Below are 26,374 nucleotides of genomic sequence, written 5' to 3' on the forward strand. Positions count from 1 at the left end.
AAGCCTGGAAAATGACATTTTATTAAGCTTTTAAACCCCTGCCGACGCGAACTCCATACTCTTGAACACAAAAATAGTTAAAACAAAAAAAGCCTCGGATTTCTCTGAAGCTTTGCCTTAGTAGCTCTAATAGGACAATTTTCTAACCATTTTTTTAATGACTTAAAAAGCTAAATGTGTGGTTTTTGTAATCAATTGTTATCTTTAATTGAACTTATATCTTGATAAATTTATCTATTTCTCGTTTTATAGCAACAACCAATTCAATGTTTTACTCCTCCATAGTGAAATCAGTTATTTTGCAATTTATTTTATCCCCTCTAACTCAAAAGCGTATGTTTGATAGTCTATTAAATCCTTATTTGAATATAGGTCTTTCCAAGCTTTTTCTTTATGGCTTAATTCTACTAAGTCCCAAGAGCTTGTGTTTTTAAAGTTGGTACTAATACATTCTATTATGCTATTTTCAGTATCATTAAATAAATTAATGTCAAACTGTCTTTCTGTAATAAAATGTTCTTTCGCAGATCCATCATTATTTCTAATCCAATTTGAAAAAATGATATCTTCATTTTCTAAACAAGCATAGATATTATCATAAAAACTTGGCACTGGTCCATATTGAATAGCTCTATAACATAATCCTGTTATTGAGAATCCACTTAATTTATAGCTAAGAAAGTCAGTATAAAACAATAGCTTATTCAATTTTAATCTGTCATTAAATTCACTTTTACAATTGTTTATATAAAATATTAGAATATTAGCTAATTTATCCTTGTTTATTTTTTTAAAACCAGTTAGTCCTGTAGGCTCATAATGTTGATTAATTCTAATTTGATATGGATTTTTATCTTTATTGATTAAATAATTTAATCGTGAAATTGCCTCATGAAACATTCCATCACTAAAATAGTTTTTGCCCTTTTTTAGCATATCAATAAATACAATAGGATTACGTGCAGTATAAATTAAATTTCCCATTGCTGGGGTAGGCATTTCACCTTTTTCATAATTTGCATAGCCATTAATACCCAACCCTAAAACTTCGCTCATTTTTGCTGCTGACAGATCATATGTTTCACGAATTTCAATTATTTCTTCTATGAAAGGAATGTTATGTTTTACTCTATATTGATTGTGTAATTGTAAAATTGTAATTGTATCTGCTTCGGTAGTTGTAAATTCTTCTGAACATAAATTACATTCATAATAATGTGCAACAACGTTGAAAGAATCTTTTCTATATGTAAGTTCTTTTATTTGTTTTTTAAGTTCAGCTTGTCCATCGCAATATGGACATTCAATTACTGGATTCATTTTCATGATTGTCTTATTTAAGTGGATAAGTAATCGTTTTTTCTGCTTTATGGAATGACATGCAGTCAACTCTTTTATTATCAATACCAAGACTAATTTTTATATAGACTTCGATATTGTTGATAATAATGCCGAATTCATAGTAAGATGGTTTTGAAGTGTCTAATGTGTCATCGGTTGGTCCTCTATAATAATTTTCACTAGTTAGCTTATTTAAATAAGTTATTCTGTCTAAAGGATAAATATCTAATTCAGCTATAGCTTCAAGATTTTTATCTCGAGGTCTGAAAGCAATGTCAAAAATTTTTATTTTTTCACGCATCTCACGTAAAAAACTTTCAACTTCTCCTTTTGTAGTCATTTACGGGGTGCAAAAGTATAATTAATATAAATAATATCCAATTAAATAGTTGGATAATTAATCTAATTATGTAAATATACAACTTTTTTGTAATATTTATATATTTATTAGCTAACAATTGTCTATTTGAATTATGATAAGTAAAAATAAGTTAAAAAACACTTGCTCTCGCCAGTGTTGCTTATGAAAAGCTGCACAAATGTCTCATACTTTGCGTATTTTTTTTCTTAGAAATCCTAAGACTGATTACATTCTCGAGACTTTTACAATTTAACTTGAAACAAAAAAAAGCTCCAGATTTCTCTGAAGCTTTTTCTTAGTAGCCTTAACGGGACAATTTTCGAACCATTTTCAAGATGATTTAAGAAAAATAAACATTCTTAAACATTAAATTTTGTAATTCAAACCATACTATTAGATTACTCAATTATTGCAAATAGCGTTTAATAATTTTTTCACTAGAGAATGCCCAAACTACATTGTTTTTATATGAAATATTTTTGATTGGTTGATCATGAGTGTACTCGAGGGTCCACACGCTTCCACCATTTATTGTTTTGTAGATTTTATTATCTTGAATTGCCCAACCTGTGTTTGCATCTTTAAATGTGAATTTCGTAAATTTTTCTCCATTGTAAACTTGCGACCATAAGTTTCCTCCATTACTGGTTTTATATATCTTAGTATCAAGAGTTATATAGTTTTTTATTAAAAGAAAACCATTTGAAAAATCTGTAAAACAAATTTCCCGAGCATAATAATCTGATGGTTCATTTACAAATGGATATTCTTTCCAGCCATCTGTTGCATTATTTTTGTACAAAATAAAAGGTCGTTCTCCTAATATTCCGTCTTTATCTGCTACTCTTTTATAACCAACAGCCCAAATATGATCATTGTCAAATTCCGCTGAGCTGGCAAGTTCAATATAACTAGAGTGTAGTACCTCGACCTCATAAGTTTTATCAAAATCAATTCCATTTATCGTTGATAATACAATGCCATGTTCTGAAACAATTGTTCCATTTTTCAAATTGGTATCTACATAGATGCAAAAAGGAGTAGGTATGAAATTTGGGTTGTTGTCAAAATTTCCAAATCGTTCAATGCCAAGATATCCTCCTGCAGTTATTTTTGAGATACCAAAACCGGTATGACACCATCCTTCGTCGTTTACTGTAGCATGAAATCCTGCCATAGTTGAATTTAAAGCCCATCTTACCCATGTTATGCCTCCATCTAAAGTCCTGAAAACATCACCGCTGGGACCGGTATTGTAATATAAGACTTTATCATTGATCATTTGAATGCGATATATTCCAGATTCATTTTTCCTGTCAATGGGAATGGTATACCACGCTGCAGATGAAGGAGCTGGGGCAATACCAATGCTGCTGTTGTAATTGTTTTTTACATTGTTTATTATTGTCCTGTTTAGGATGGTTAAAACCAATGTTGGCACTAGTTTTTCTACTGATGGTAACACAAATGATATCTCTGAAGTCGTGGCTGAAAGAATTGTTGCAGGCACACCATCAAATGTTATTTTTATATCACTTACTTGCTCTGTGAAATTTTCTCCTTTCATTGTTACCGTTTCTCCTGTAGTTCCATAATTTTTGCTGTAGGAGATTATTTTCGCTGCTTTTGTAATTTCAGACGGTGGAGCAGGAGTTGATTTGTCTTCTGCATCTGAGCTACAATTACTCAATAATAGTGATAGTTGTATTAAAATGATTAATGCAATTCTTTTTTTCATTTTTAATTTTTGGGTTAATTGTCGAATAGAAAAATATTTATAAGGTGGATTTTTTATTTAGCTATGACGAAATAAATTTAAATTTTAGCTTGTCAATTTTTTTTGTACACATATCAAATAATTTTATTGCAAATCTAGAATATTCTCTTTGTAAAACTTTGCGGGTTCCCGTATTTTAAAAAAAACTTTAAAATATAGTTTAAGCCGGGCATTATGCAAAGTTTATGGGGAATTTTAATAGTAGATACAAGGAAGTTAATAGCGAAATACGATGCTAATAGCAATTTACTAAAATTAAAATGAACATGAAAAATAATCCTTTTTTCGAAATACGGTAAAGCATGATTTACCAAAACCTGATGGCAAAACTGCTATCAAGTAACTTTTAAAATAAATTTTAATAATGCTTAGTTATAATTGCAAAATGTGCTGACATTGGAAATCAGATAAAAACAAACTGCTATATACAGTTACAAGTCGGGAAAAAGAAATACTATAAAAGTATAGTTTAAATTAACATTTGCAATTTCTGTAGGGACTTCCCACCATTTTATTGAAAATAATTCCTGAAAATTATATCTTGATTATTAAAAATCAGTATTTATTGTAAGTAAAAGTCTAGGTACAAATACGTGATTTGGTTAATGCCAAGGGAAAAGTGAATTTATAATGCGTTAAATTATATAAGGTTGCTTTTATTGCCTGTTGCAGTCTTTATTATATTAAAGTGAATAACTGAAACTTTATTTTTTTTCACCGCTCTATGATTTACATTTGCCACAGTTTAATAGCCCACATAAATTTATGAAAAAACTATACTTTCTAATTTTTTTTACATCTTATTTCGCCCATTCCCAGGATGTCCTTTGGGAAAAGTCCTATGGCGGAAAACATGCCGATTATCTTTTTGATGCCCAGCCCACGGCTGATTATGGTTTTATTCTGGCAGGAAGTTCCCTGTCTGATAAAACCGGAAATAAAACAGACAATAATCTGGGAGACCTGGATTACTGGATCTGGAAAATGGATGAAACGGGAAATCTGGACTGGCAAAAAAGCTTTGGAGGAACCGGTTTCGATTTACTGCAGAGTGTACAATCCACCATCGATGGGGGATTTGTTCTGGCAGGCACCTCAAGCTCGGGAAATGCTTTTCAGAAAAACGAAGACTGCAAAGGCCTTACCGATTTTTGGGTTATCAAATTAACAGCTGCAGGAGTAGAGCAATGGCAAAGAACAATAGGCGGCAGTGGTGCGGATGAGTTATTATGCGCCTTTCAGACCAGAGACGGCGGTTATATCTTAGGAGGTTCTTCCAGCTCCAGTGCGTCTGTACTACCCAATACACCAGTACCTGCCGCAAAAGGAACCACCACCACCACAAAAGCAGACCTGTACAGCAAATCAGAAAAAAGCAGGGGCAATATGGATTACTGGGTCGTAAAACTAAACAAAGACGGGGTGATCGAATGGCAAAAAACCTATGGCGGACAATACGCCGATCTTTTAAAAAGCATGGAACAGACTTCCGATAACGGTTACATTCTGGCCGGTTATTCCAATTCATCCGTATCGGGAGAAAAAACAGCAGCCAACAAAGGAATGGGAGATTACTGGATCCTTAAAATAACGGATACAGGAGAAATTCAGTGGCAGGATACCTACGGGGCAGAGGGTGACGATCAGCCTTATGTCATTCATCAGACCAGTGATGAGGGCTATATTCTGGGCGGAAATTCAAACAGCAGAAACCCGTTAACCTCCCTGGGAGGAATTGTAAGCAATGGTACTGATTGCTGGGTGCTAAAATTAGATAAAGAAGGCGGCGTAGTCTGGAGCAAGACCTATGACTTTGGCAAAATCGATATCCTGACCTCCCTGGTAGTCAATACCGATAAAACCTATTTAATAGGAGGACATGCCAAAACCGAAAGCAAACGCTCTTTGCTGAGCGATCTGGCAGGCAAAGCCGGGATCAGCAAAGAGAAAGACGGAATTAATGATTATATCGCCCTGAAGATAGATGACAAAGGCGAAGAACTCTGGAGTAAAACCATAGGAAGCGGCGGCGAGGACATCCTGAGAAAGTTAATAGAGACCCGTGATGGAGGCTATCTAATGGCCGGAACCTCAGACTCGAATTCCTCAAAAGATAAAAATTCCAATATAGGGGCCAGTGACTTCTGGGTGGTCAAACTAAAGGACAAAACCAAGGCCGAAAAAGTAAAAGCCAGTATGGAAGCCATGCCCAATCCTGCCGCAACGTACACCAATGTTATTATCGGCTATGATTTTAAGGAAGGAACCGCCACGTTGGTCGATATCAGCGGGCGTATCCTGCAGCACTTCAGCATTAGCAGTAGAACGGTACCTGTAGATCTGAGCAAATACGCTGAAGGCATCTACATCATCGATATCAAAACCGATGTAAAAACGGAATCGGTTAAAGTCATAAAATCAGTTAATTAAAAAATATATTCTATAATGAACACGCTATTTTTAAAGCATTCCGTAAAAACATTTTTTTTACTGTTTCTTTTATTTGCATCAGCAGCTCTGACCGCACAGACCGATACGGGGAAATTCCTGCCCAATATCACACCGCCTTCGCCCGTGGCAGGGGAGCTCGGGAAATTTGGGAACGTTCCCGTCGGGTTGTTTACCGGAACGGCCAACATTTCTGTTCCGTTGCTAAGTTTTAAGACCAAGGACCTGGAATCCCCCTTATCGCTTTTTTACGGTTCCAACGGCATAAAGGTAGATGAAGTGGCTTCGAATGTGGGACTGGGCTGGAACCTGAATTTGGGAGGTGTCATTACCCGTACCGTAAGGGATCAGCAGGACGAGCCGATAACAGCAATTTACCCGCCCGATGACCTGCCCAATGCGACCAACGAGCAGCGCCAGCAATTTTATAAGGCTGCCGGACAAGGGAATGCCGATACCGAAAGTGATATTTATTCTTTTAATTTCAATGGCATCTCCGGCAAATTTGTCTATGATAAAAACGGGGTCCCGGTTTTCATTAACAACCAGAAAATAAAAATAGAAAAAACCGGAACCGGTAATGCGGATTTTTTAGTAACCACCACCAACGGGGTCAAATATTATTTTACAGAAAAAGAAACCACGGCTTTCCGCAATATGGGTGCCGGACATTCTGTGATAAGCGGCAGTGTAACGGCCTGGTATTTAACTAAGATTGTACATCCCAATAAATCAGAAGTTTCTTTTGCCTATGAGGAAACAGGTATGGATTATACGGCTTCGAATTCCCAGACCTTCACCATGGCCTATCCGCAAATACAGGAAGACTGTAACGGCGGTATCTATTCAAGCGCTCCGGTGCTAAGCGGTATTGTCGCGTACAACATGACCGTTATCGGGAAAAGAATCACCAAAATCTACAGCAACAACGCCACTGACGGTTATGTGACCATTTCCTATAGTGCTGCCGGGGTCAACGAAGAAGTAGAGGGCAACAGTAAAATCGAATCCATCAGTCAATACAACGCTGAGAATATTTTGATTGAAAAAATAAGTTTCAGTTATCTAAAAACAGCCAATACACGCGTTTTTCTGCAAAATATTACCTTTTTGGACCCGACCAAAAAATATGCTTTTGAGTATATCAATGCGACAGGTTTTCCCGCAAGACTCTCCAGGAGCCAGGATCACTGGGGCTATTACAATGGCAAGACTAATACCAATTTAGTCCCTAAAAACATAACCGAATACGATCTTAACGATCTGGATTACAACGGAGCCGATAAAGAGCCCGATGTCAATTTTGCCAAAACAGGACTGTTAAGCAAAGTGGTTTATCCGACCAAAGGGTATACGGAACTCGAGTATGAAAGCAATACCTATTGGGGCCCCAAAACCACCTATCCGGCTAAAAAAGTAGATCAATACAGAAGAATACCCGAGGACACAAGTGATTTGCCGGAGATCTATACCCTGACTTCCGCGATCGATCAAAAAATTGTATTTACCGGTTATGTTACTTATGTACGAAATGGACCGCCACTCGCGGAAGGAGAGAGTGATCCTTATGATACCGGTCATGATATTGCCTCTGTAAAGGTAGCCTGTGTGGATACACCGGACCCCTTATGTCCGAAGTTTTATATTAATAGCCGTTTTGGCCCCATTTATGATTCCATTTTTACCTTTATACGAAGACAAACCAATACTTTTTATTTAGACGCCAAAGCGGGCAAAACCTACAAACTGTACTTTTCAAAAGGAGGGCTTCGTACAAATGCAACCTTAGCGGTAGCCTATTATCCTACTGCCCCGGTAGTCACCTATACGAATCTGGAAACCGGCGGGGTACGCATTAAGACTACCAAAGATTTTGCAGATGCTTCGGCCAGGGCCAGCTACAAGCGCTATTATTACGGTCCTAAAGACGATATCAACCATTCTTCGGGAGATAAAGGGAATAACGCCTTTTATACGGATATTTTCAAGCAAAGAAGAATGTGTTCGGGAGGTGGTGGACTAGGAATATGCCAGTTTGTTGACAATACTTTTCTAACGATCAGTTCCAGCAGTATCATCTCTTTGTTTGATACGGGCAGCAGCAACTGTTTTTATAAATATGTAACGGTAAGCGAAGGCGGGGATAACTTTGAGAACGGTGGCGAAAGCAAAGAGTTTATAGTACACCGCGATGCTATCGGAAGTCCAATTTTGGGTGACCTCATTAAGAGTACTCCGCTGACCAATTTCGGATGGGACAATGGCCTGGAGATCAAATCGCAGGTATTGCAGAAAAAACAAACCGGATTGCCCTTTGTAGTGGTACAGGAAAATGAAAACAAGTATACCCTAGATCCCGCTTACAGCAAAGAGATTAAATCCTATAACGTGAGGAAAAATTTTGAAGAGCCTTGCGCGCTGGCACAATATGTCGAGAATTTAAGCATAGTCGAATACAAAACAAAAGGATACTGGTTTTATGTGGAATCTTCCATCACCAGAAGTTATGATCTTAAAGGGTTAAATCCGGTAGAGACGACCACAACGTATCAGTACAACAATCCGACCCATATTCAGCTGACCTCACAAAGTACAAAGTCATCCCTGAAAGAAACGTTGGAAACCAAATATTACTACCCGCAGGATGCCGTTATGGCAAGTGAACCTCAGGTATCGGAAATGATAAGCACCAACCGAATCGACACGCCGCTGAAAACAGAGGTCTTCAGGGCCGGTGTAAAACAGTCTGAGCAGAAAACGGAATACGCCAAAGATGCGACCACCTCCAACCTGCTGTTGCCGAAATTCATCTATGCCGCCAAATTCCCCAATGCACTGCCGGGCAATGCCCTGGAGAAAAAAATCACTTACGATAAGTACGATGATATGGGCAATATCCTTCAGTATACGCTGGAAAGCGGTATGCCCGTGGCGATTATCTGGGGGTACAATAAAACCAAACCCATTGCCAAGGTCGAGAATGCCACCTACGACCAGGCGCTGGCAGCCTATTCGGTCAGTGATCCGACGTTCAGGGCCAATCTGCCCAATGCCCTGATTACGACCTATAGCTATAAGCCGTTAGTGGGCATCACGACCATCACAGACCCGAAAGGATTTGTGACCACGTACGATTACGACACCTACAACCGACTGAAAACCGTAAAGGACAATCTGGGCAATGTACTGTCAGAGAATCAATATCATTATAAAAATTAAGAAGACGGCATGAAAACATACTTATATAGCATGGTACTGATCCTGATGGTCTCATTGGGATACGCACAGACCAAAGACGTTTTAACAACACCCGAAGCGACTGCTGTGGCAGCCCCTATGGCGGCCCCTCCCGGAGGCGGCGGCGGTGGCGAACCTTCGTACCGCTGGTACGAGGATTATGACAGGGACGGATTCGGAAATCCGACCATAAGCATTTTAAGCCCGACCAAACCTAATGGTTATGTCAGCAACCAGAGCGATCTGGACGACAATAATGCCTACATTACCAATATTACGCCCCAGACCTTTTACCAGGATGCCGATAATGATACCTTCGGGAATCCCAGTGTTACCGGGTCCTATAGCGTAAAACCTCCGGGCTATGTCACCAACAACTCCGATTACAACGATACCACCGCCAATATTACCAACATAGCGCCACAGTATTTCTATCAGGATGCCGATAATGATACCTTTGGAAACCCCAATGTAAAGGTGTATTACAGTGTAAAACCAACCGGTTATGTCACCAACAACAGCGATTACAACGATACCACGGGCAATATTACCAATATCGCGCCGGCCACCTTTTACAGGGATGCCGATAACGATACGTTCGGAAATCCGGCCGTTACGGTCTTTTACAGCGTAAAACCGGCAGGCTATGTGACCAGCAATACTGACTGTAATGATAACGATGTCACCCTGAATCCCAATACAAAATGGTACGCCGATACCGATCTGGATGGTTTGGGCGATCCTGCTGTTTCTGTGTCCCAATGTACCACCCCGGCAGGCAGCTATGTGAGAAACAATACCGATAATTGCCCTTTGCTTAAAGGTACCACTGCCGATTGTTCCAACATACTGACCCCATCCGATTATAATTATGTCATCACCAAAAACTACAAAAAAGCCACCACCGCCGTTTTGGAATTTCCGTCTGTCGATCAGGTACAGACCAGTATCACCTATTTTGACGGCTTGGGAAGACCCGTACAGCAAATTGCCAACAAACAATCTGCCAACGGAAAAGATATTGTAACGCACATTACCTATGATACTTTTGGCAGACAGGTTCAGGAATACCTGCCGTATGAAGCCGCTTCGGCCAATATGGCATTTGCACCCGGTGCAGAGACCGCTGCGATAGGTTTCTACAGTACCAGCAAATATGACAATACCGCCAATCCGTTTTCGCAAAAGAAACTCGAGTCTTCCCCTTTAAACCGCGTCCTGAAACAAGCGGCTCCGGGAGCCGTTTGGGCGATGGATCAGGGCCATGAAATCAAACTCGATTACCAGACCAATACCGACACCGAAGTCAAATTATACAAGGCGACGGCAACCTGGACTCCAACTCTGGGCTTATATGAAATCGCTTTTACGGATGCCGGAAATTATGGCGCCAATGAACTCATCAAAACAGTGACCTATGACGAAAACACCACCGCCACACCAACAGAGACCGCCGGAGCTACGGTAGAATTTAAAAACAAGGAAGGACAGGTCGTTTTAAAAAGAACCTATGAAGCAGGATTAAAACACGATACCTATTACGTATACGACCCTTACGGCAACCTGACCTATGTGATCCCGCCCAAAGCAGACGCAGCGATTTCAGCCGATGTTTTAAATGGCTTGTGCTATCAGTACAAATACGATTACCGCAACCGATTGGTCGAGAAAAAACTGCCCGGCAAACAATGGGAATTTATCGTGTATGACAAACTCGACAGGCCCGTAGCGACAGGACCTGCCAATTCGCCTTTTAAGGATGATACGGCAGTAGGCTGGCTCATTACCAAATACGATGTTTTTGGCCGCCCCATCTATACCGGCTGGAACAATGTCAGCAGCACGTCTGCCGCCAGAAAAACATTGCAGGATGCCCAAAATTCGGCTACGGTCTTGTTTGAGAAGAAGCTGCCGTTAACTATTGATGGTATTGCCACTGCTTATAATAACAGTATCGCGCCTACCAGTTTTAAACTCCTGAAGGTTACCTATTACGATGATTACACCTTTCCGGGTGCTCAGGCTGTTCCTGGTCTTATTATAGGCCAGACAGTTTTAACCAACGTAAAAGGGCTGCCGACAGGGACCTGGACAAGAGTTTTAAGTACCCCTTCATCCCTTGCAGGAGAAACAACCACTACCTTTTATGATACCAGGGGAAGAGGTATAAGTACCTATATAAAAAACCACTTAACAGGCATAAGCCATACGGATAATGAAATTGATTTTACAGGAAAAACGTTAACCACACAAACCGAACACCAGCGGTTAGCAGGTGGTGCCAAAATGGCTATTGAGGAAAAATTTACGTACTCGCCTCAGGATCGTTTGCTGACCCATACCCATAAAATCGGCGTAGGTACACCCCAGCTCATGGCAGAAAATAAATACGATGCCCTGGGACAGCTCATGAGTAAAAATGTCGGAAACAGTACAGGGAGTCCCTTACAGAAAATCGATTTTAATTACAACATAAGAGGCTGGCTTACTGAGATCAATAAAACCGCTAACCTGCAGCAGAGCACGGATCCGCTGGATTTGTTTGCTTTTAAGATCAATTACACCACCACAGCAACAGGTATTACAGATGTAAATGCCTTATATAATGGCAATATCGCCGAAACTTTCTGGAGAACCGGTTCTGATAATATCGAACGCGCTTACGGGTACCAATACGATAAACTGAACCGACTGAAAAATGCCATTTACGAGAAAAATGGTCTGACGACCAATGCCTACGATGAGAGTTTAACCTACGACAGAAACGGAAACATCATGTCCCTGAAGCGAAAGGGAGACATTGATCCCCAAATTCAGCCCATAGGCATTGACGATCTGGTGTATACGTATGCCATCAACACGAACCAATTGGGTAAGGTCGTGGATAACAGTAACAATACCAGTGGTTTTAATGATTTCAACAAAACAGGCGATGATTATACTTACGATGCCAACGGCAACCTGATTACGGATAAAAATAAAAACATCACGGCCATTACCTACAACCACCTTAATCTTCCTAAAAAAATAACGTTTGGAACCACTGGAAGTATTGAGTATATTTACAACGCAGCAGGACAAAAAGTACAGAAAATTGTCACCGAAACCGCAAAACCAATCGTAACTACGGATTATTTGGGAGGTTTTCAGTACAAAGACAATATACTGGAGTTTTTCCCAACGGCTGAGGGGTATGTAAAAAATACTGCTGGTGCGTATTCGTATGTGTTTCAGTACAAAGACCATTTAGGGAATGTACGTGTTTCTTATTCCAAAAATGCACAAAACGTTCTTGAGGTTATTGATGAAAATAATTATTATCCTTTTGGTTTAAAACATAAGGGGTATAATGAATATGTAGCGACTGGCAATAAATATAAATACAATAATAAAGAGCTTCAAGACGAGCTGGGGCTTAACATGTACGACTACGGAGCACGTAATTATGACCCTGCAATTGGTCGCTGGATGAATATTGACCCTATGGCAGAGAAATATTTTGATATTACTCCGTATAATTATGTTGCAAATAGTCCTATTAATTCTATCGACCCAGATGGTATGGATAAATATATTGTAACTAATGATGGTAAAACCGTTTTAGCATTAAAACAAAAGGGAGATGATATTTTATATGCAATTGATGGAAATGGCAATCTAAAAGACACTAATAAAGATAAGAAAACTGATGAAAAAGATGGTCTAACAGTAAAATCAGAAGGCTTATTGAGTCAATTGACTAATTATCGGTCTGGTTCGGAAAAGACTGGAACAACCTATTTTTCTTCAATAGGTGAACAAAGTAAACAACACGAAGAAGACTATTTAAATATTTTTAAATATGTTTCAGATAATACTAATGGAGCAGAGTTTTCATTAACATTTTACGAAGACAGAGGGCGAAATTGGATTGAGTTAGCTACATATCAATCTGAAAAAAGGTCTCCATCCCCTGATGGTTTAGGCAAAGGAATTAATTATTCGAAGATTAAATGGCATGCACATAATCATCCTGATGTTAAATCAGCAGACGAAATGAGTTCTATGGGAATTGCAGGACCTGGGCAAATGTACGACCCATCTGATGCTCGTAATGCAGTAAGACATGAAAGAGCTTATCGTAATTATGTTTATTTTCCTGAATCAAAAAAATTATATAATGTTACGATGTACGGAATTAAATATATTAAAAAAATTAATGAATCAAAAGATTTAAAATAACTTACATGATGAAAAATTATATTATTACAGTTATATTTTTATTACTATTAACTTGTTGTAAGAATTACAATAATGATTTAGATAAAAATCTAAATATGGCAATTCTTAATTATCAAAAAGAATACCCTATTCCTCAATTGACTAATAAGAATGAAGCAGGTCAAGCAATTTATCTTTATAAAGTATATTTTTGGAAAGAAATGAGAGATACCATAGTCGTCTTACAACGGTCATCTGGTGGAATTTCAAAATTGGATAAAGGATATGGTATTTACCAAGATGAAAATTTACAGCCAACTTTTATTTATGATGATAATAATTTGGGCAGTAGATTTATTAAAAATAAAATAAATGATATTGAAAAAAATAAAAGGTATTATTGGTTAAAAGGAGCAACACCTCCAGAAAATTTTCCGCCAGTTTATAAATACAAAGTTATAAACAACGAATTGAAACTCGTTAAAATAGACACAGTGTGGCAAAAATGGGATTAAGAAATAATAAAAGAAAAGCCACTTCATATACGAAGTGGCTTTTGGTTTATCATGTAATGATATTATTACGGAATAGCCGTAAATGTACCTGTGGTGATATTGAATTTTTTTGCTACTATTTTAGTACCGTCACAGTAACCTAATGGAAAACCATTATCATTGGTTAAGTTACTAATATTGAATTCCCCTTTTAAGGTTTTCCCATCAAAACTAGTTATTTTTATTGTTCCAGATGTTTCGTCATTATCCCAAAGACTAACTTCTTTATAACAAAGTGAGGAGTCATTTAGAGGTAAAAAGTAATAGGTGTTCTTTGTGTATAAGTTGTATGTTTTATTTGCAACTAAGACCTTATCAGTTGTCCTGATTGTCAAACTAAATATTTCTAAGATATCCGAAGCCTTTCCTTTTACTTTTGGAGATGCAGTTATTTCAAACTCATTAGCACTAGTTGTTGTATTATCGTTTTTTGTCCAATTTACATCAGACATCAAGTAGTTTTGTTCGCTGCTTTTCACACAATACTTTTACAAAAAACGGTTCCTTATTAGGAACCGTTTTGAATATTAGGGAATTACAAATCAACTTGGAAGTTTTTTTATAAACAGCCTTTTAAAAAAATAATTTTATTCGAGAGGATTTTTTATATTTACTTGCTGCAACTCTTACATTGGTTTTGTTGGTTTACCGTTATTCTATTGATTTTTTGCTCAGTAAAATGAGTTTTATATTGAATTATGGCTATAGGTTTACCACTGAAAGATTCTTCAGGAGTATTGCCTTGTAAAGAAAATTGAGGTCTAACATTGTTGTAAGCATAAACGTCTTCAGATAAAAATTCTGTAAGCTGTTTTCTGTTTTCCAGATTTCGAGGCAGTAAAAATTGATGCTTGATTATTTTATTGAATGCTTCTATTTTAGAGTTGGAAAATGGAATATCTTTTTGAGCGATCAAATGTTTTATGTCATCGTTTGTAGAAGCTATAAAATCTTTAACAGTTGAATTTACATTTTCGATCCCACCATCAGTAATAAATTGTATTAAATCATTATTCTTGTTTTTTAAGTAAGCTTTTTGCAGTAAATGCTTAATTGCAGCAGGACTTGAATGGTCTTCAACACGATAACCTAAAATCATTTTAGAAAAATGATCCATTAGAAAATGAATATAATGTTTCTTCCCATCCAAAGTTTTCAAAATTGTAACATCGGCACACCAAACCTCATTTGGCTTGTAACTTTTAAGAGTAGAATATTTTGTTTTAGGCTGTATATATCTTGATTTCTGATAACCTAATAATGTTGAATATTTATAAAAAGTGGTTAAACAAATAGAAATATCTCTGTTTCTAATTCCTAGAAAATAAACAGAAGATTTAGACCAATATCTGTATTTTTCATCTTCTAAATATTTTTTTATTTGAAAAATTTCTTTCTTTAACAATTGGTGTGGATACTGCTTTGTACACCATAAGAAATAAGAAGCATCGCATTTATTAATTACCAATGTTTTATAGTTCTGATAAGTTCCTCTCGAGATATTGAAAACTTTTAAAGCATCCTCAATCGGAATCGTTTCTTTAACAATTTCGATCACGTTTACAATTTTTTCTTTGTACTTGCTTAGATGATTTTTTATTGATTTAAAGCTGTTAAAAATTTCATGATAAGTTTGTGATAATTTAAAATAAGCCTTGATGACTTTTTTGCTATTATTTGAACTTCCAATACTTTTTATTAGTTCTAATTCTTCTTTGATAAATGCATTAATTTCACACCCTAAATATTTGTTTTCAGATTCATTTTGCCAGCGATGCTTGTTTGTTTTTGAGATTCTTGATTTTAACTCTTCTGGCAGATTATCATACAATCCATTTCTAATATAATGTTTAACATTAGTATCCCATGAATTACGATTTATTGAAGAGATCATAAAAATATTTTGCGGCTAATTTTTTAATATAAGTAGGTAAAAATAGAACTCTTCTGATCAATTTAAATTAATTTGAATTAAATATTTTTTGAAATTTTCAGTCTCTAAATCTTTAAGCTTTACTGCCCATGAATTCCCATTGTGAATTGCTTTCAAAATTGTATTTTTACTTATAATTCCCAACAATTCTGAATAATGATAAAATGTTCTATGGGTTGTGAATTGCTTTCAAAATTGTATTTTTACTTATAATTCCCAACTAGTCCTGCAAATTAAGCTTCATAAAATTAGTTGTGAATTGCTTTCAAAATTGTATTTTTACTTATAATTCCCAACATTCGATTGCGTTTATGTATTTTGGTTGCGGTTGTGAATTGCTTTCAAAATTGTATTTTTACTTATAATTCCCAACAATTATAGCTACAGACGATTCCGAAACAGGTTGTGAATTGCTTTCAAAATTGTATTTTTACTTATAATTCCCAACGAGCTCTGTGGCTAAAAGCGTAAGAACCGTGTTGTGAATTGCTTTCAAAATTGTATTTTTACTTATAATTCCCAACAATAAAAGATTAGGAGGGTCGCTTTCTTTAGTTGTGAATTGCTTTCAAAATTGTATTTTTACTTATAATTCCCAACTTTTCTTTTACTTATTCGGCGCCATAGGGCGTTGTGAATTGCTTTCAAAATTGTATTTTTACTTATAATTCCCAACTAAACACAGTAAACACAATATATAAGTAAAGTTGTGAATTGCTTTCAAAATTGTATTTTTACTTATAATTCCCAACCAAAAGGCTAATCGCTTAAAAGGCAATTCGTTGTGAATTGCTTTCAAAATTGTATTTTTACTTATAATTCCCAACCAAAACTTTTTATAGTTTTACCCGATACTAGTTGTGAATTGCTTTCAAAATTGTATTTTTACTTATAATTCCCAACTTCGTACTCTGATGCCTTGCTCCCAAGGCTGTTGTGAATTGCTTTCAAAATTGTATTTTTACTTATAATTCCCAACGGCGCCACCTGCAAACTGCAAGAGCTTTCCGTTGTGAATTGCTTTCAAAATTGTATTTTTACTTATAATTCCCAACGACACTACCGCGATTGAAAATCCAGTTTGGGTTGTGAATTGCTTTCAAAATTGTATTTTTACTTATAATTCCCAACTTCGCTAATTCGACAGATAAGTCGTTCGCGGTTGTGAATTGCTTTCAAAATTGTATTTTTACTTATAATTCCCAACCCGTGCCTTGGACGCCCGAACAAGCGGCCTGTTGTGAATTGCTTTCAAAATTGTATTTTTACTTATAATTCCCAACATTAACTGCGAGAACTATCACCGTTAGATAGTTGTGAATTGCTTTCAAAATTGTATTTTTACTTATAATTCCCAACCAACATGAATGCCGACGTCTATGCGATCATGTTGTGAATTGCTTTCAAAATTGTATTTTTACTTATAATTCCCAACGGCAAGCCTGAGAAGTACGAGCACCTTAAAGTTGTGAATTGCTTTCAAAATTGTATTTTTACTTATAATTCCCAACTTCCCGGATCATTATTTGAAGGAGATTTAAGTTGTGAATTGCTTTCAAAATTGTATTTTTACTTATAATTCCCAACGCTGTTCCTGTTGAGGGATTTGTTAGTTGAGTTGTGAATTGCTTTCAAAATTGTATTTTTACTTATAATTCCCAACCTTTCGGGATACGCTTATTAAGATAGTACTGTTGTGAATTGCTTTCAAAATTGTATTTTTACTTATAATTCCCAACAAACATCAACAGCCAAAATAGCGCAATCGAGTTGTGAATTGCTTTCAAAATTGTATTTTTACTTATAATTCCCAACTGCAGCAAATAGAGCAGTTGGTGTTTTCAAGTTGTGAATTGCTTTCAAAATTGTATTTTTACTTATAATTCCCAACCAGCTCGAAAATCTACAAAATTTAGTTTACGTTGTGAATTGCTTTCAAAATTGTATTTTTACTTATAATTCCCAACATACCGCGAGTTAATCGTTTGATATGTTGGTAGTTATATGTTTGTTTTGAAATTAAAAAATCGATTCATTTGACTGTTGAAGTTCAGTTAGTTAGGTTCTTTTTCAATCCTAATTTTAGAAAAGTTCTAGCTGTTGAGATGGTTTTTCTGTTTCCACAGGTTTTTTTCCATAAAACAGTTCCATCATTCCAAATTGTTTATCTGTGATTTGCATCACACCAATTTTTCCATGCTCAGGTAAGCTGTTTTTTATTCTTTTGGAATGTACCTCGGCATTTTCTCGACTAGCGCAGAAGCGCATATATATCGAAAATTGGAACATAGAAAAACCATCATCTAATAATCTCTTACGAAAATTACTAGCAATTTTACGCTCTTTGCGCGTTTCGGTGGGCAGATCAAAAAACACTAATATCCACAAACTTCTATATTGATTTAAACGTGTGTAATGCTCATCATACATAAATTGGGTATAAAATTCTTCTGGAACTTCCTTCAAAACATTCATGTAAAGAATTGGTTGTTCTACTCATAGCCACCATTAAAGGGCTATTTTTACCATCAATGTTCACATCTATTGTTGCAATATTCAATAATTGTTTTTTTATTTCGATTGTTAATTCGTTATACGAATCTTCCGTTTCCATAATATGACATACAATTAAATCAACATACGGCCGATAAGGCTCCATGATGTCATCGGCAAGGCAATAAGCATTATATTTATTACGATGAAAGATACCTAATGTTGGAAGCATTCCCGAACTTACTAATGCTCTTGCTGTAATAGCTCTCAAAATCGCATAACCGTAATTGAGTAAATTATTTGGAGGGATTCCTTTTTGTCCTCTTGTGAAATTCTCTATTTTTATAAGACTTTGCCAATAGTACACAGCAGCTCTAGATTCATGATTTAAAGAATCACCAGAGGTTACTTCCTTTGCCCATAATTCCATTTTACGCATTGGGATTCCTTTTTCTTTTAATAGTCCTGCCTGATTGGTTATTTTAGAACTGATAGTTTGCTGCCACAAATTCTTTTTGAGCGGAACAGAAGCATTAATCTGGTTTTTAAAACGTTCAGTTTGTTCTGTATGTCCGCTTAAAGGCATTAACAAACCAATTGGTAAATGTTGTTGGTCACAATTGATTAAAGCAACATTGTTATGAGTGAGTTTTTCTAATAAACCATTGGTTATTGTAATTTGTTGATTTTCTAAAACGATAACACCTATGTCTTCAATGGCAACGGTTTTAGTCTCTTGTTCTTTATCAGGATAAGAAATTACAATTTGCTCATTTTTAGTGCTCAAATAAGCGGGATTGCCGAAGAAAAGGGTGCGTTTTATCATTTGATAATTTTTATTATTTTACCTAATCGATTAATTTCTATCTTCCAACAAACGGATTTAATTTGAACAGCCTTAATAGTATTTTGATTTTTAGATTGAGGACTTCCTAATCCATATTCATTTTGTATTGGATAATTTAATCCTATTTTTTGTTGGTCTTTTTTATTGATATTAAATATTAAACTTGAAGTGCTAGCAGGAATGAAATTACATGTTGTGTCACTACTGTCAGTAAATTTATATATTCTTTCAGTTTGCTCTTTTGTAAAATTTTTAATGTTTACTTGACTAGGATTTTCAATTTCTTCAATAGTAGGGACAAATACCAAATCATTAGGATTTAAATAAAAAAGTAGCGGAGATAATTCTTTAGTTTTTTCATCTATATAATTTTTTGGAACAGAACATTCATTTGGTTTTAATTTTTCAAAAGCACCTAATTTTTGACTTTCAATTATTTCATTCAGTGGAATAGTTTTGTAATTTCTTTTCCCATTATTGTCTTTATAAATAGCAAAGAATAAATTAGTTCCTGATGCAGTTTCTACAAATTTGTCTTTTTTATTCCCTGTGTCTCCAAGAGAAAATCTTCCGCTTTCTTCAAAAACTCTAACCTTTTTAATTGGTTGATGTTTTTTACCATTATTTAATGCTGTAATATTTTTATTGAGTTCATCCAAACCATTTTCAGAAAAAGCAACTTCGTTAGCGGGTATTTTTTTTCCATTTTCATCAGTAGCATTTTGATAGATTTCTTGTTGAAGATGATTTAATAGAATCTTTTGAATACCTGTGTCAGTTATTTTCTCAATTCTTTTTTCATCAAAGGTAATATCAAGTGTTTTTCTTGTTGCTGTGGCTTCTATATTTTCATAAACTTGAACTTTGTCAATAACTTTTCCATCAATCATTACAGGAAAATCTTTGAGGTGTTTTTTTAATCCCTCATTATTGTTTGAGTATCTCTTGATTTTTTCTTTCAGTTGTTTTTTAACTGTTGTATCAACAATAAGTTCTACTTGTTCAGTTGCATTTACAATAGCAATATGACTTTGTTTGATTCGCTTTAAAAAGACTTTACCACTTACAGTTTCTGCGTGCATTGGTTTTCTAATTGCCCAATTGTCTCCTTTAGTTTGTTTAATAATGACTTTTTTCATCGTACCATCTTCTTCTTTCCAAACTTGGTATTTGTTTACCGTTTTATTGATAACTCTAGTGTTTTGCTTGAAACTGATTATGGTTTGATTTAATTGGTCTTCTGCTTTTTTTGTAAAATTATCCCAAGGTTTGTGAAAATCTTTTGCGATATTTTGTATTTTTCCATTAATTTGAATTTCTTCAATTCTACGTAGCTTAGAAACTAATGAATAATTTGTTCTTTCTGAATTGATGGAGTTTAAATAATTGACGTGATCTTTTGTTACACAAGCAATTACCAAAGCATCTAAAGCGTGATGGCGATGGTCAATTCTTTTTTTAGAAAAAGCTTTTGCAATTGCATCCGGTACGGTGGTTTGAAAAACTTGTTTTCCACTGTTTCCAAATTCATCTTTTTTGAGTTCTAATTTACCAAAATCACTAGAATTAGTAATCGCATTCAAACGCTCAAAACGAGGTGTAATTATGTTATTCCAAACATCATTCAAACCCCAATCTTGTTTCATTCTTGATGTGATTGACCCATTCAAAGAAACGATATGTTTTGAGGTTACTTCCTGTTCATCATCATCTCGAACTATTTTACTCAAAAGATTCTTTACAATTTTACTGATATATTTAGTGTCATTTAATTGTCTTTCGATAAACTTTTCTGGAATTTCCTCACTTAATAATCTTTTTTGCTTGTTTTTATTTTTGCTGTAATAGCTAGTGATGTGTTGGTTATAGGCTTCTTTAGTGAAAATTTTAACTGTTTTTCCTCCAGTTAAGGTTACAATTCTGTCTTCATTTTTTAGAATGAATTCTAATGCAGTCTTATTTCCTTTCAAATCATTGACTTCAGATTCGCAGATAACTTTATTTGAAAACGAATCATCAAATAATCTTGATTGTGGAATAATGTGTTCAATTTGATATTTGGTTGTAAAAAGGTCACTTAATGGAATTAACTTTCCAGTATATGGAGAAATATAACCTTGTTCTAACCACAGTTTATATTTGATAATTTCAGAAGTAGTTGGTTTTGCAATTTTTCTAATTTTATCAATGTCTTCTAATTTTTCTTTTCTAATTTCACTACTATAAACTCCTTCTTCGTAAATTTTTAAAATCTCTTGCTGACTTGGTGAATAAGGACGAACATCATTTATGCCATCATTTTTCAATTCCGTTAAAATGGCTTTGATTCGTAAGTTTGTGTTTTCGTTTTGATTTATATTGTCGGTAATTCTTTTTCTATCTGAAGAATTGTTTTTCATTTCACGCCCCAATTCAATATGGATTTCATTAAAGAAATTTTCTTTTCCCTCTCCAAAATGTTGCCAAATATCTTTTACTACTCGCAACGTTTCTGTAATAACTTGCTCTACAATTGGATTGCGGAGGGAATGTTGTTTAAAATCATATTTTAAAAAGTGCTCAATATCTGCAGGAGTTTTCCATTTTGAAACATCAGTAGCTTCACTGTGTCTATCGTAAATAATATAAGATGCTAACCATAATGGTAATCCTTTGAAGTCAGGAAGAATATTCAAATGAATAGCTTTTTCTCGAACACGAACTCTAATATTTTCATCAAATTCTCCTGTTTGTATTTTGTCAATTCTTGCCAGTGTTTTGATATCTATATTGTTTTCATTCCAATTACTTCCAAAACGCATTAAGGGCAATAATTTTTTTATTGCTTTTTCAGAAAACGAGCCATAATCTTTCTTGTAAGGTTTTAATTTTGAAAAATTGATTATAAAATCATCAGGTAAATTCTGTCGTTTAGCAAAAGTGGAAATAGCTTTTGTAATTTCGATTTTATCTGTAACAGAATATAAAATATGCCATAAATCTTGGGTATTTTTAGTGTCAAAAAAAGATTTATCTACATCAATTTTTGCGATTGCATTCAAAAATTGATTTCTTGTTTCGTTGCAAGGATAGATTTTGTATTCTACAAAATTCCATCTGAATTTGTCTTCTTTTAATTTGAATTTTGGGTACGCCAAAAATTGTTTTTGACTAATTTCAGTTTTATCATTTAACCAATTAAATAATTCTACTAAATCCTCTTCCGTTTTTAAATAATCATTCGTAACGTCAATTTCATTTATGATTTCTTTCTTGTAAATTTTAAGATTTTTCACAAATTGTAATAATCTGAATTCCTGAAAAATAGGATTTGATTTTGCAATACACTTCAAAGGTTTCACGATTTGCTTACCATTACTGTCTTTCACCAAAACACCTTTTTTGTCTTTGATTGGAATAAACTCCAAACTACAATCACTTATTAATGATGTTTTACTTTTAAGGGGACGCTGATAAAAGATAATATCTTCCAAAAATAAATAGTCGAATCCTTTGTCTTTGATGTTGTTTTTATGAGAATCATTATGCCTGTACAATTCAGCAATACATTTTTGATAGAGATTTCTATTGTCAAAGATTTCATTATGAAATTCAATTTGGGCTTTTAGAATTTTTGATAGTTCCTCTTTATAAAACTTCCTTTCAATAGTTCTGACTAATTCTCCTTTTATTTTTTGATTTGGTTTTTTGAGTAAATTATCATAAATAAAAGTGCCAACCGATTTTTCACTTTGATTAATTGTTTGTTCTGTTCTAATTTTTACTAATCCCCAATCGTCTTCTTTTGGAGACCTAAAACTTCTCTTTTCTTCATTGTCTTTATTGAGTTTAATAGTTCCGTCATCATTCACTTCAGTTGTTACAATAAAGTTCTTTTGTTTTCCGACCCAGTCAAACAATGCAATTTTGCTTTCTCGCTTGTAAATCCAACCGTTTTCTAGAATAACATTATACCAAATACCAGATTTTCCTTTTTCTCTTTCAATTACATCAACAACGGCAAGTGTATGAAATTCTTCTAATTTATTTTTGTTTACTTCTTCTTCCTCTCCACGCAATTGATAATAGCCTCTTTTTTGATTGAAATTTAAAATAATCCAAGCCAATTCTTCTTTAGGAATTTTTTCGGTTAATGCTTTTTTTCTCAAATAATAAATTGTCCAATCATAAGGAACTTGTTTTAATTCAGGATTTGTTAATTGAAATTCGGCAAGCATTTCTTGATGACTATCCAAAAATAAAAATTGGTTTTTACCACTTTCATTTTTATAAAAAGATAATTTTTCCTCTCTTTCAGGTTTGAATTGCCCAAACTTTTTGTCAAAATCAATCGCTTCAGAATAATGCTTAGGCAAGAAATCAAGAATATTCAAAACTCGATGAAGTCTTTCTCTTCTTAATAAAAAGCGTTGTACTAATCTTCTTGTTCCTCTATATTTTGTTCTATCTTTTGTTTGAGAGGTAGTTACACCAATGTCAAATTTCCCTAAAACTTCTTGACTCATAGGGATTATTCTGCTTCCTAAGCCCTCGATGTTTCCGGATTTATTATCTAAGTCATTATTTATTAATGCCCATCCAATACTATTCGTTCCTAAATCTAATCCTAATATTTTTTTCATTTCTTAAAAATTAATTTCTAAAATTAAGTAAAAGATAATTAATTGATTTATGGAAAACCATAATTAAGAGTTAGAGATTTTATTGTATTATTGCAATACAATTTTGAAGCAATTCACAATAAGGATTATTCCGTTGTGAAAACATTCAAAGCGGCCTCACAAGGGTCGCTTTTTTATTTAAAAAGAAATTTGAATATGCTAACAAAAAACGGAGATAAAGTTAAGGTTGTAATTTTGCACCCTTAACTTTTTAAATCCTTTTCTGAATTCTCCTTTTCTTCTTTTTCATAAATTGTTTTGATACATAATCGGAAGAGTATTCAGAGCGACTAATTAGATCCAGAAGCTTGACTAAATTTGGAATTGTAATCGAGTCTTTTTGGTATTGCAGATCATCAAGCAGTAGTTCTCTGGATGGCAGTTTTTCATAAATTTGATTGTTGTTTTCCTTGGCAGAAACCTTCATTCCGCAACGTTCCTCAATAGCTTTTGCACTGAATTCTTTTCCTAAACGGCTTCCATTAAAAACATTTTTTGTTATGTGGTCAATATAGGTGATGCCATAAAGCTGGCCTTCATTGCTTCTTCTAAAAATAGTATGAATGCCTTCTCTTTCTAATAATTCAGCAAGTTTTCCTAAAGGCATTGCTTTCTCATTAAGCAACATCGTATTGATTTTATTTTTTACTCGTGATTTGTCTGAAGGTTTCCTTACCTCATTTTTCTTAAAATTTTCTACTAAAAATTTTAAAGTCGGCTTAAAGTAAAAATCACTTGCCTTTATCGGGACACCTTTTGGATTTCCTTTGTCATCGAGTATTTTATACACGAGCCCATTTGTTTGGAATACTCTTGATTTCTCACTGCCACGGTCAGCCAAAACATTATATTGTTTCAGCACTGCATTCAACTCAGGAAGGTTCGAATATTTATAGTCATTTATAACGTGATTTAAAATATTCTTTAAAGCTTTTTTTGATTCAACCTTTCCATAATTAGCCTTTCCAATTGAAATGGGTTTTAACTCAAATTGTTCTTTTATTTTTCGTCCTTCTGCTTTTACCAGTCCAAAAATTTCTTCAATTTCCTTTCTTGCTGGCTCTGATTTCCGTATACCTAAATGATGCATGTCAATCCGTTTGCCGTCTCTTTCAATGTTTACAGAAACCACATGAACGTGTGGGTGTCCCGCATCATGATGCTGGTACACCAAATAAGGCTGTCTTCCAAAACCTATTTTGTCCATATAGGTATTTACAATATCCATTAGTTTTTCTTTGGAATGATTTTCTGATGGATCAAAATTGAGCGATATATGTACGCTATTTCGTTTGGTATTTTCGTTTAATTCAATCCGTTTTGTAAAACGGTTGATTTTTGTAAAATCATTTAATTTATCTATATCAGCGGTGTAATTTCCTGCACCGATACATTCTGCCACACCCTCTTTAACTTTGTTTTCATTATAGTTAAAAATACTGCGAATTGAATGGCTCGTTTTTATGATTGTAACCATTTGTCCGAGATTTTATAAATATGATTTTGAATGTCATTTATCTTGTTGGAAAGGATCATTCTTTCTAATTCGTAACGTGTAATCCATTCTCTAAATTCCGGAATTTGTTTTATGGTGTGCATTTTTTTTACAACCTGATTTACATTGTTTCCAACAGCACTCAGCTCACTGCGTAGTAGTACTATTTCTTCGATAGAATCATCTATTGACTGATTCCTGTAATGTGTTGTAATGGGCTTGTTAAATAAATGCTTGCGAACATAATCGCTCAGTTTACGGCACGTGCTGTTTTTGTACCGTTGCTCAATTTTCGCATACTCCTGTGGTGTCAGGCGCAGTGTAATTCTGCGTGATCTGTTTGAATTTTCTCTTTCCATCATCTTTCATTTTCATTGTTATCAAACTCTTTTTGTCTTATAAAGTCTCTGATCCCGAGTTCCGAGGATAGATCAGCCAGATAGGCGGTTGTCCGACAACCGTTCATCTTGCCGACTGCAGGAACGTGGCAGTCTTTGAGATTTTTTTTAAAGCAGGTTTCTAATTTAAATAAAATATTTAAAAGTTTGATAGTCATAATTTACTCATGATGGCTGTAGGTTATTACAATGAATAAATACTTAAAAAAAGAAAAAGGAAAAAAAGAAAGCAGTCTGAAATTGGACAGTCAGGCAGATGAAGTGCTATAAGTCCCGAAGGGCATTTTTTGGAGGAACGAAGAAAAATGTTATGCGCACTTCTCTGGCTGTGTCCAATAACTTGCTTTGCTTTTTTTCTTTTGAAGAAATTTCCTTGTCTTTAAAATTATATCTGCAGTATAATTTAAGGGGTAATGTCTTTTAAATAGTTTTATTTTTCAAATAATTAATCCACTTTTCTACTTCATTTTTTATTTTACCTGCATTATGTTTTGGATAGTGTTTTTTTACATATTCAAAGAATTCTGTTTTAGTATTACCTGTTTCCCATTCCATAACACTTAGATAAAGCATTGGCCATTTTTTGGTCTGTTGCATAAAATCATATAATGCATAATAAGGAGGTCCAT

15 protein-coding genes and 1 CRISPR repeat array are annotated in these 26,374 nt (G+C 34.7%); of the genes, 4 read left to right on the forward strand and 11 right to left on the reverse strand.

What is annotated here, in order from left to right; genetic code table 11:
- Nucleotides 1-306: 306 nt before the first annotated feature.
- From D0817_RS16360 to D0817_RS16370, 3 genes are all read right to left on the reverse strand, one after another.
- Nucleotides 307-1,326 carry a type II toxin-antitoxin system antitoxin SocA domain-containing protein gene (locus D0817_RS16360; protein ID WP_127339451.1) on the reverse strand — a complete coding sequence of 340 codons (1,020 nt, stop codon included), beginning with the start codon at nucleotides 1,324-1,326 and terminating at the stop codon, nucleotides 307-309.
- A gap of 7 nt (nucleotides 1,327-1,333) precedes the next feature.
- Nucleotides 1,334-1,681, reverse strand: coding sequence for a toxin (locus D0817_RS16365; RefSeq protein WP_127339452.1), 348 nt, complete (start codon nucleotides 1,679-1,681; stop codon nucleotides 1,334-1,336).
- Nucleotides 1,682-2,108: 427 nt separating this feature from the next.
- Complete coding sequence (locus D0817_RS16370) at nucleotides 2,109-3,440, reverse strand: IPT/TIG domain-containing protein (protein WP_127339453.1); 1,332 nt, start codon at nucleotides 3,438-3,440, stop codon at nucleotides 2,109-2,111.
- Between the two features lie 804 nt (nucleotides 3,441-4,244).
- Between D0817_RS16370 and D0817_RS16375 the strand changes: the two genes are divergently transcribed.
- From D0817_RS16375 to D0817_RS16390, 4 genes are read left to right on the forward strand one after another with little or no spacing between them, the layout of a single operon-like run.
- Nucleotides 4,245-5,909: a T9SS type A sorting domain-containing protein gene (locus D0817_RS16375; RefSeq protein ID WP_127339454.1), complete on the forward strand. Its 1,665-nt coding sequence runs from the start codon at nucleotides 4,245-4,247 to the stop codon at nucleotides 5,907-5,909.
- A 15-nt stretch (nucleotides 5,910-5,924) separates the two neighbouring features.
- Nucleotides 5,925-9,146 carry an RHS repeat domain-containing protein gene (locus tag D0817_RS16380; RefSeq protein ID WP_127339455.1) on the forward strand — a complete coding sequence of 1,074 codons (3,222 nt, stop codon included), beginning with the start codon at nucleotides 5,925-5,927 and terminating at the stop codon, nucleotides 9,144-9,146.
- A gap of 9 nt (nucleotides 9,147-9,155) precedes the next feature.
- Nucleotides 9,156-13,385, forward strand: coding sequence for a DUF6443 domain-containing protein (locus D0817_RS16385; RefSeq protein WP_127339456.1), 4,230 nt, complete (start codon nucleotides 9,156-9,158; stop codon nucleotides 13,383-13,385).
- Between the two features lie 5 nt (nucleotides 13,386-13,390).
- Nucleotides 13,391-13,879: a hypothetical protein gene (locus tag D0817_RS16390; protein ID WP_127339457.1), complete on the forward strand. Its 489-nt coding sequence runs from the start codon at nucleotides 13,391-13,393 to the stop codon at nucleotides 13,877-13,879.
- Between the two features lie 65 nt (nucleotides 13,880-13,944).
- Here the strand turns inward: D0817_RS16390 and D0817_RS16395 are convergent, their stop codons facing one another.
- The 8 genes from D0817_RS16395 to D0817_RS25690 all read right to left on the reverse strand — a co-directional run.
- Nucleotides 13,945-14,397 (reverse strand): hypothetical protein, encoded by a 453-nt coding sequence (locus D0817_RS16395; RefSeq protein ID WP_127339458.1) that lies wholly within the window; start codon nucleotides 14,395-14,397, stop codon nucleotides 13,945-13,947.
- Nucleotides 14,398-14,528: 131 nt separating this feature from the next.
- Complete coding sequence (locus tag D0817_RS16400) at nucleotides 14,529-15,812, reverse strand: DDE-type integrase/transposase/recombinase (protein WP_127339459.1); 1,284 nt, start codon at nucleotides 15,810-15,812, stop codon at nucleotides 14,529-14,531.
- Between the two features lie 138 nt (nucleotides 15,813-15,950).
- Nucleotides 15,951-17,818: a CRISPR direct-repeat array (repeat unit 46 nt; unit sequence GTTGTGAATTGCTTTCAAAATTGTATTTTTACTTATAATTCCCAAC).
- A gap of 115 nt (nucleotides 17,819-17,933) precedes the next feature.
- Nucleotides 17,934-18,281: a CRISPR-associated endonuclease Cas2 gene (gene cas2, locus D0817_RS16405; protein WP_059118971.1), complete on the reverse strand. Its 348-nt coding sequence runs from the start codon at nucleotides 18,279-18,281 to the stop codon at nucleotides 17,934-17,936.
- On the reverse strand, nucleotides 18,274-19,170 hold the full coding sequence (gene cas1, locus D0817_RS16410) for a type II CRISPR-associated endonuclease Cas1 (RefSeq protein WP_127339460.1): 897 nt from the start codon (nucleotides 19,168-19,170) through the stop codon (nucleotides 18,274-18,276). Before cas1 ends, cas2 begins: the two co-directional genes overlap by 8 nt.
- Nucleotides 19,167-23,813 carry a type II CRISPR RNA-guided endonuclease Cas9 gene (cas9, locus tag D0817_RS16415; protein WP_127339461.1) on the reverse strand — a complete coding sequence of 1,549 codons (4,647 nt, stop codon included), beginning with the start codon at nucleotides 23,811-23,813 and terminating at the stop codon, nucleotides 19,167-19,169. The genes cas1 and cas9 overlap by 4 nt, the downstream gene beginning before the upstream one ends.
- Before the next feature lie 250 nt (nucleotides 23,814-24,063).
- Nucleotides 24,064-25,329, reverse strand: a complete 1,266-nt coding sequence (locus D0817_RS16420; RefSeq protein ID WP_127339462.1) for a relaxase/mobilization nuclease domain-containing protein — start codon at nucleotides 25,327-25,329, stop codon at nucleotides 24,064-24,066.
- Entirely contained in the window at nucleotides 25,314-25,706 is a 393-nt protein-coding gene (locus tag D0817_RS16425) for a plasmid mobilization protein (RefSeq protein WP_127339463.1), read from the reverse strand. The genes D0817_RS16420 and D0817_RS16425 overlap by 16 nt, the downstream gene beginning before the upstream one ends.
- A gap of 459 nt (nucleotides 25,707-26,165) precedes the next feature.
- On the reverse strand, nucleotides 26,166-26,374 hold a 209-nt coding region (locus D0817_RS25690; RefSeq protein WP_202866487.1), incomplete at its 5' end, for a hypothetical protein.

The sequence above is a fragment of the Flavobacterium cupreum genome (genome assembly GCF_003996965.1).
GTDB classification, from domain to species: domain Bacteria; phylum Bacteroidota; class Bacteroidia; order Flavobacteriales; family Flavobacteriaceae; genus Flavobacterium; species Flavobacterium cupreum.

Coding starts and splice junctions, on each gene's coding strand:
- D0817_RS16425 (WP_127339463.1), bottom strand. CDS start 25,706: ATGGAAAGAGAAAATTCAAACAGATCACGCAGAATTACACTGCGCCTG.
- D0817_RS16360 (WP_127339451.1), bottom strand. CDS start 1,326: ATGAAAATGAATCCAGTAATTGAATGTCCATATTGCGATGGACAAGCT.
- D0817_RS16370 (WP_127339453.1), bottom strand. CDS start 3,440: ATGAAAAAAAGAATTGCATTAATCATTTTAATACAACTATCACTATTA.
- D0817_RS16400 (WP_127339459.1), bottom strand. CDS start 15,812: ATGATCTCTTCAATAAATCGTAATTCATGGGATACTAATGTTAAACAT.
- D0817_RS16390 (WP_127339457.1), top strand. CDS start 13,391: ATGATGAAAAATTATATTATTACAGTTATATTTTTATTACTATTAACT.
- cas1 (WP_127339460.1), bottom strand. CDS start 19,170: ATGATAAAACGCACCCTTTTCTTCGGCAATCCCGCTTATTTGAGCACT.
- D0817_RS16380 (WP_127339455.1), top strand. CDS start 5,925: ATGAACACGCTATTTTTAAAGCATTCCGTAAAAACATTTTTTTTACTG.
- D0817_RS16365 (WP_127339452.1), bottom strand. CDS start 1,681: ATGACTACAAAAGGAGAAGTTGAAAGTTTTTTACGTGAGATGCGTGAA.
- D0817_RS16385 (WP_127339456.1), top strand. CDS start 9,156: ATGAAAACATACTTATATAGCATGGTACTGATCCTGATGGTCTCATTG.
- cas2 (WP_059118971.1), bottom strand. CDS start 18,281: ATGTATGATGAGCATTACACACGTTTAAATCAATATAGAAGTTTGTGG.
- D0817_RS16420 (WP_127339462.1), bottom strand. CDS start 25,329: ATGGTTACAATCATAAAAACGAGCCATTCAATTCGCAGTATTTTTAAC.
- cas9 (WP_127339461.1), bottom strand. CDS start 23,813: ATGAAAAAAATATTAGGATTAGATTTAGGAACGAATAGTATTGGATGG.
- D0817_RS16375 (WP_127339454.1), top strand. CDS start 4,245: ATGAAAAAACTATACTTTCTAATTTTTTTTACATCTTATTTCGCCCAT.